Below are 7,477 nucleotides of genomic sequence, written 5' to 3' on the forward strand. Positions count from 1 at the left end.
CGCTGGCGGCGCAGCCCCTGCCGGCGGCGGCCGGCATGCCCGGCACGCCGCCCGCGCCGCAGCCCATGCCGCAGCCCATGCCACCGGCCGCGCTGCCCTCGGCCAGCTGCCCGGCCCTGGTGCAGCTGGCGGTCGCCGCCCAATCCTCCCGCCAGCGCTTCGCGCATGCCCGGGCGGCCGGCTTCCCCGATCTCGGCCTGCTGCCCTGCCCGCAGGTCTTCCTCGACTACCCGACGCTGCTGCCCTTCCTGCTCGACCAGAGCGTCCTGCTGACCGGGGAGGTGCGGCTGCCCGGGCTCTATCCCGTGCTGAACGACACCGGGCTGGACGGGGTGCTGGCGGCGGCCGGCGGCGTCACCGACACGGCGGACCTGTCCACGGTGGAGCTGGCGCGGGAGCCGGCGGAGCAGACCGCGACCCTGCCGCTGTCGCGCACCACCCTGGATCTGCGCAGCCGCAACTTCGCCGCCGTGCGGCTTTCCCCGCGCGACGCGGTGCGGCTGCCGCGCGGATTCGGCGACCGCGACACCGGGCCGGTGACGCTGCTGGGCGAGTTCATGCGGCCGGGCGTCTACGACATCCGCCGCGGCGAACGCCTGTCGGAGGTGATCGCGCGGGCCGGCGGGCTGACGCCGCAGGCCTATCCCTATGGCGCGGTCTTCAGCCGGGAAAGCGTGCGGCAGCGGCAGCAGGAAGGCTTCGCCCGCACGGCGCGGGAGCTGGAGCAGGGCCTGATGCAGGTGGCGGCCGGCCAGGCGGTGGCGGGCATGCGCGGGTCCACCGACCTGTCGGGCGCCATCCAGGCCGGGCAGGCGCTGGCGAATTCCCTGCGCACCGCGCGTGCCGCCGGGCGGATGGTGGCGGAGGCGAATCCGGTGATCCTGGCCGGCCGCCCCGACCTGGATGTGCTTATGGAGCCGGGCGACCTCGTGGCGATGCCCAAGCGGCCGAACGAGGTGACGGTGGTGGGCGCGGTGCTGAACCCCGGCAGCCTGCAATTCGCCACCGGCTGGAAGGCCGGGGACTATGTGCGGGCGGCGGGCGGGGAGCAGCGCTTCGCCGATGGCCGCCGGGCCTTCGTGGTGCTGCCGAACGGGCAGTCAGCGCCGGCCGGCCTGGGCGCCTGGCAGTCGGGCGGGCCGCCGATCCCGCCCGGCAGCATGGTGGTGGTGCCGCAGGATCCCTCCCCCTACGAGACCTGGGGTTTCCTGCGCGACGCGACCCAGGTGCTGTCGCAGGTGGCGCTGTCCTCGGCGGCGCTGGCCGTCATCGTCCGGTCCAGCGGGCGGTAGGGCGGATCCCGGCGCGACCGCCGCGGGCCGTGCCGCCGCCTTCCAGCCCAGGGCCCGGCACGGTCGTCGGGACGGGCCAACCGCCCGGCGCATGCCGCCCGCCGCCGGACTGGCGCCCGGCCGGCAGTCCGGGCGACGGGCGGCACGGCGCCGCCGCCACCGGCGACACTGTCCCCGGGGCGGAGAGCGGCGCACCGCCGCGTCCAGCCCGGTCGCGGCGCTGGCCGGCTTGGCCCGGCGCGAATCGCTGGCAAGCGGCCCGACCGGGGCGGCATAATGCGGGCCGGGTCTTCAACCACCGGCAGGGGGCGATGGCGCTTCGCGCGGTTGCGGCGAAGCGGCTGGGCTGGGCGCGGTACCCGGGGGGGCGGGTGCCGCGCCACCGGCGCTGGCACGGCGCCGCGGGCGGCCTCGCCCTGCTCCTCCTCGCCAGTCCCGCCCCGGCCCAGGACGTCCCGGCCACCGGGTCCGACTATGGCGGCATCGGCCTGATCGAGATGCGCAATGCCCGCTTCCGGCCCGACGGCACGCTGGAGGCCGGGCTGGCCTGGCGGCGCCAGCGGCAGTTCTACTTCCTCTCCTTCCAGGCGCTGCCCTTCCTCGAGACCACCTTCCGCCTCACCGACCGGCTGAACGGCACCACCGGCCGCGGCCGGACCAATGACCGCGCCTTCGACGTGAAATTCCGGCTGTGGGAGGAGGGGCCATGGACCCCGGCCCTCGCCCTCGGCCTGCAGGACGCCATCGGCACCGGGATCTATGGCGGGGAATACCTGGTCGCCTCGAAGCGCTTCGGGCCGGTGGACCTGACGCTGGGCCTGGGCTGGGGGCGCCTGGGCACCGGTGCGGATGTCGGCAACCCGTTCGGCCTGCTGTCCGGCCGCTTCGACCGGCGGCGGCGCGATGTCGGCCGCGGCGGCACCCCTGCCTTCGGCGCTTGGTTCCGCGGCGAGGACGCCGCGCTGTTCGGCGGCATCGAATGGACCCTGCCGGCCCTGCCCACGCCCTTCGGCGAGGTCGACGGGCTGCGCGCCAAGATCGAATGGTCGGGCGACGCGCTGCGGGACGAGCGCGGCGGCTACCCCGCCCGGACCACCGGGCTGCGGGGGGAGGCCCGGTCGCGCCTCAATCTCGGCCTCACCTGGCATCCGACGGAGTGGCTGGATGCCGGCGTCCATTTCCTCCATGGGACGGATGCGGTGGTCCGGATCTCCCTGCGGCTGGACCCGGCCCGGCCGCCGGAGGTGCCGCGCCGGCCGCCGCCGGCCCTGGTGGCGCGGCCCGACCCGGGCGATGAGGCGGGCATCGCCCCGGCGCTGCGCGCCGCCGGCTTCCGCCCGCTCGGCGTCGAGGTTGCGGGGGCCGATGCCCGGATCGCGGTGGAGGGCGGGCGCTTCCCGACCCTGGCGCAGGTGGCGGGGCGGGTGACGCGGGCGGCGCAGCCGCATCTGCCGCCGGAGGTGGAGCGGATCGAGGTCGCATGGCACCGCGCCGGCGCGCCGGTGGCCCGGCTGGTGGTGCTGCGGGAAGCGCTGGAGGCGGCCGCCGCCGGCCTGGGCAGCGCCGAGGAGGTGCTGGCGACCAGCACCCTGCTGCCGGCGGAGACCCGCCCCTTCGCCGGCGGCCTCGCCCCGCCCGGCCTGGCCTGGGCGATCGAGCCGCGGCTTGCCCTGCAGCTCGGCGACCCGCGGCAGGCGCTGCGCTGGCAGGCGGCGGCGGTGGCCGGGGCGCGCTACGGCTTCGGGGAAGGCTTCGCGCTGGCCGGCAGCGTCTCGCAGGCGGTGGCCGGCAATCTCGGCCGCGACCTGCCCTCCGACAGCCGGCTGCCGCATGTCCGCAGCGATCTCGGCCGCTACGCGCGGGAGGGGAAGACGGCCATCCCGACCCTGTACGGGGAGCGGATCTGGACCCTGGCGCCGGACTGGTTCGCGCGGGTGACGGGCGGGCTGCTGGAGCCGATGTACCAGGGCGTCTCGGGGGAGGTGCTGTGGCGGCCGCAGGAGCGGCCGGTCGCGCTCGGCCTCGACTTGGCCTGGGTGGCGCAGCGGGAGTACCGGCAGCGCTTCGCCGCACTCGGCTACAGCGTCGCGACGGGGCATCTCTCGCTCTATGCCGACCTGCCGGTCTTCGACCTCTACGCCGTGGTACGGGCCGGGCGCTACCTGGCCGGCGACTGGGGCGGCACGCTGGAGCTCGGGCGCCGCTTCGACAGCGGCGTGGAGGTGGGCGCCTTCGCCACCCTCACCAACGTGCCCTTCCGGCGTTTCGGCGAGGGCAGCTTCGACAAGGGGCTCTATGTCCGCATCCCGCTGCAATTGCTGGGGCCGGAGACGACGGCGCGCGCCGCGGCGGTGATCCGGCCGGTGATCCGCGATGGCGGGCAGCGGCTGATCGTCGACAGCCCGCTATGGGAGGTGACGCGCGACGGCCGCGCCGATGCCCTGGCCCGCGGCTTCCAGGGCTTCGTGCGATAAGGCCCGAGGGTTCCAAGGGCCTTGCGGCCCCTGGCGGGTCGGCGGCACTGCCGCCGACGGCCGGGGAGGCCGGCGCCCTCCCCGGGACTCTTGCCGCGGTGCCGGCCTTCCGCCACACCCCCGCGCGCAATGACCCTGGCCGCGATTCTCCAGCACCTCGTCTTCGCCTGCGGCCTCGCGCTGCTCTCGGCCGCCGTGGTGCGGGCGATGATCGCCTTCCCGATCCTCGACCACCCCAATGCCCGCAGCGCGCATGTGCGGCCGACGCCGCGCGGCGGCGGCGCAGGCCCGGTGCTCGCCTTCATCCTCGGCATGCTCGTGCTGTACCAGGTGGCGGACCAGGCGCGCATCGCGGAGCGGCAATTCGTCGGCGTCATCCTGGCCGCCATCGCCATCGCCGGCGTGGCGCTGGTGGACGACGTGCGCGGCCTGTCGGCGCGGCTGCGTTTCGGCGCGCAGCTGGCCGCCGCGCTGGTGGCGGTGGGGAGCGGGCTGACCATCAGCCGCCTCGCCCTGCCCTATATCGGGCCGGTGGAGCTTGGCTTCGCGGGCCCGCTGCTGACGGTCTTCTGGATCCTGGCCTGCACCAATGCGGTGAATTTCATGGACGGGCTGGACGGGCTGGTGGGCGGGACGGTGCTGGTCGCCGGCGTCGCGCTGACCTTGATCGCGGCGCTGCAGGGCGGCGGCTTCGTCTATGCCGCGGCGCTGATGCTGGCGGCGGGCTTCGCCGGCTTCCTGCCCTTCAACCTGACGCCGGCGCGCATCTTCATGGGCGATGTCGGCAGCCAGTTCGCCGGCTTCATGCTGGCGGTGCTGGCCGTCGCCGCCAGCCGCTACGACGTCTACCAGCTCAGCTTCCTGATCGTGCCGCTGCTGCTCTTCGCGCTGCTGTTCGATGCCGGCTTCACGCTGCTGCGGCGGGCCGCCATGGGCGACGTGGTGGGTGCGCCGCACCGCACCCACCTGTACCAGATGGCGCAGCGCGCCGGCATGGCGACACGGCATGTCGCGGCCGTGCATTGGGGCTTCGCGCTGTTCCATGCCGGCCTGGTGCTGGTCTTCCTGCGCTTGCCGCCGGGGCTGAAGCCGATGGTGGTGCTGCCGCCGCTGCTGGTGCAACTGCTGTGGCTGGCGGTGGTGGCGCGGCTCGTGCGCCGCGCGGGGCTGTCCTGGCGCGGCTGAACACCGGGTCCGATGGCGGCCAGCCTTGCCCGGAGCGGCATGCGGGTAGGCGCGAACACGGCACAGGTGGATGGGCGCGTCCGGACGCAGCGCCGGGGCGCGGGGTTGCGCGGATCGGATACAGGGCGCCCAAGCGCGGCCGGCGCCCCGGCCCGAACGCTGCACCGCCGCGCTGCCTCGATCTCCGCGCTGCCTCGAGCGCCGGGCGGCGTCACGCCGCGTGGCGTCCCGCAGCTCGGCCGGCAGGCGGGATCATCGCGCCGCGGTGGCGGCGGGCGGCTCCTCCGGCTCCGGGAAGTCCAGCGTCAGCAGCGGCAGTCCGGGCCCGATCCATTGCTGCGCCCGCAGCACCGTGCCGCGTTGGCCGGCCGCCTGGGCGGCCACCCAGAAGCGGTTGGTGAAGCGGCCGGCGCCGGCGGCCCGGCAGCGTTCCTCCACCAGCAGGACGCCCGCATCCTCCTCGATCGCCCTGGCCGACAGCCGGCATTCCACCGGCACGCCGAAGCGCATGCCCTCCGCCGCCCGGTCCGCCCGCATCAGGTCCACCAGGCGACGGGCGGATGCCGGCCGGTCCAGCAGCGCGGCGGGGTCGGCCAGCGGATCGGGGCCGTCGAAGCGGGTCGCCGCCAGCATCTCCCCGAAGCCGGAGGTGGCGACCACCCGCCCGCCATCCGTCGCCACCACCCGGTTGCCGCCGGTGCGCCATAGCCGACGCTCGCCCAGGGCCTGGATCAGCGCCGCCTGCTGCGACTGGCCGCGCAGGTTGAGGCGCAGGGCGGGACCGGTCGGCTCCGCCACATCCTCCGCCGGGGCGGTGGCGGGCATCAGCCTGGCCCAGAGCGTGTCGCCGCATCCCCCGAGCATCAGGGCGAGGAGCAGAGGCGCATGGCGCTTCGCCGCCCGGCCGGCGCCGCTTCGCCGCTGCCCCCTGCTGCCCGTCATCGCCGCTGCACCATCCGGTCGATATACCGTCAAGCCGGCACGGATTCCATGTCAACAGCAGTAGAACGCACAGTTCCCGACCCGTCGTGACTTTCCCGCATGGCAGGGAGACGCCGGTCCGGCACGACGGCATCGCTCACGACACTTCGGATTGCTCATTTATACTGCCGAGGTTTGGGCCGGCGGGCCTGTGGCTCGCCGGCCTGCCGGTCACGATCCTTCTCTGCGCTCCGGGCCGCTGCGACCGTCGGCGGCCTTCCCGGCTTTCCGGCGCCGCTCGTCGCGCCGCGGACCGGTGTTGGCTGTCGATGCCGGTGTCCCGCGCGGGGTCGGCGGGGCGGCCGCGCACAACTCGCCGTGATCTCGCCGGCCGGCACGGGGGCTATCCGGCTTGGCGGGGTGCGGCGTCTTGCGCTGCCTCAAGGCCCGGCGGAAGGCGGCGGCGCAGGCTTCCCGCATACCGAATGAGGAGGCCGTCATGCCCCGACTGACCGCCCGCGACCTGATGACCCCGGATGTGGTGACCGTGCCGCCCGAGACGCCGGTGGTGGCGGTGGCGCGACTGCTGGCGGAACGCGGGATCTCCGCCGTGCCGGTGCTGGACAAGGCCGGCACCGTGCTGGGCGTGGTCACGGAGGCCGACCTGATCCGCCGCCTGGCCGGGGAGGAGGACGAGAAGCCGGGCTGGCTGCGGTCCCTGTTCCAGGACCCGGGCGAGCAGGCCGACCGCTATGCCCGCACCCATGGCAGCACCGCGGCGGAGATCATGACCGAAAGCGTGGTGGCGGTGACCGAGGCCGACACCGCCGCGCATGTCGCGCATCTGATGGAGGAGCGCGGCATCCGCCGCGTGCTGGTGATCGAGGAAGGGCGCCTGCGCGGCATCGTCTCCCGTGCCGACCTGCTGCGGGCGCTGGTCTCGCCGCCCCGGGCGGACGGCGAGTTGTCGGACGACCGGATCCGCCAGGCGGTGCTGGCGGCGATGCGGAAGGAGCCCTGGGCCGATACCTTCTACACCCTGGTCGAGGTGAAGGAGGGCGTGGTCGAGTTCCACGGCTTCATGCGGACCGAGCAGGTGAAGCGCGGCCTGAAGGTGCTGGCCGAGCGGGTGCCGGGCGTGAAGGGCGTGGTGGACAACACCCAGCCCATCCCGACCTACCTGTACATGGGCGTCTGACCGGGACGTCCGACGGTCGCGCCGGACAGGGCGCTGCCGCTCGCGACGGTTCGGCGGCATGGGGAAGCCGCTGGATGCTGGCAGCCCGTCTCCGTGCCGCCATCCGCACGGCAAGCCCGCGCGGCGCCTCTGCTGAAGGCTGGCCGGAGACCGCGCAGATCCGGCCGGGCATGGTGGCGGACCGGAACCCCACTTCCCACGCCGGCCAGGAGCGGATTGCCCGGGACTCTTCGCACGCCCCCGGGATATCCCCACGCCATGCGGGACGCCCTGGCCAAGGGTCCCGGCGACCGACCCGGAGCCCGCGCCGCGACGCCGGCCGCCCTCCGCCCGGCGAGGCTCCGGCCGCGCATTCCGCCGCCCCGCTGCGGCGCCGGGCCGGAAGCGGGCCGTCGACGGCCGGCCGC

General features: G+C 75.3%; 5 protein-coding genes. 4 read left to right on the forward strand and 1 reads right to left on the reverse strand.

Features of this window, described 5'->3' with window-relative positions:
* The 3 genes from E2C05_RS26150 to E2C05_RS26160 form a co-directional block, all read left to right on the forward strand.
* Nucleotides 1-1,292 (forward strand): SLBB domain-containing protein (locus E2C05_RS26150; RefSeq protein WP_192912525.1); only part of this gene is annotated, 1,292 nt, incomplete at its 5' end.
* A gap of 311 nt (nucleotides 1,293-1,603) precedes the next feature.
* Nucleotides 1,604-3,766: a YjbH domain-containing protein gene (locus E2C05_RS26155; protein ID WP_133222596.1), complete on the forward strand. Its 2,163-nt coding sequence runs from the start codon at nucleotides 1,604-1,606 to the stop codon at nucleotides 3,764-3,766.
* Nucleotides 3,767-3,895: 129 nt separating this feature from the next.
* Nucleotides 3,896-4,951 carry a glycosyltransferase family 4 protein gene (locus E2C05_RS26160; RefSeq protein ID WP_133222597.1) on the forward strand — a complete coding sequence of 352 codons (1,056 nt, stop codon included), beginning with the start codon at nucleotides 3,896-3,898 and terminating at the stop codon, nucleotides 4,949-4,951.
* A gap of 252 nt (nucleotides 4,952-5,203) precedes the next feature.
* Here the strand turns inward: E2C05_RS26160 and E2C05_RS26165 are convergent, their stop codons facing one another.
* The gene (locus E2C05_RS26165) at nucleotides 5,204-5,893 is read right to left on the reverse strand and encodes a YjbF family lipoprotein (RefSeq protein WP_133222598.1); all 690 of its coding nucleotides are present in this window, start codon (nucleotides 5,891-5,893) and stop codon (nucleotides 5,204-5,206) included.
* 478 nt (nucleotides 5,894-6,371) lie between these two features.
* Here E2C05_RS26165 and E2C05_RS26170 point away from each other — a divergent pair, with 478 nt between their 5' ends.
* Nucleotides 6,372-7,070, forward strand: coding sequence for a CBS domain-containing protein (locus tag E2C05_RS26170; RefSeq protein WP_240046897.1), 699 nt, complete (start codon nucleotides 6,372-6,374; stop codon nucleotides 7,068-7,070).
* The last annotated feature ends 407 nt before the right edge of the window (nucleotides 7,071-7,477 follow it).

The sequence above is a fragment of the Paracraurococcus ruber genome, from assembly GCF_004353985.1.
GTDB lineage: Bacteria > Pseudomonadota > Alphaproteobacteria > Acetobacterales > Acetobacteraceae > Paracraurococcus > Paracraurococcus ruber.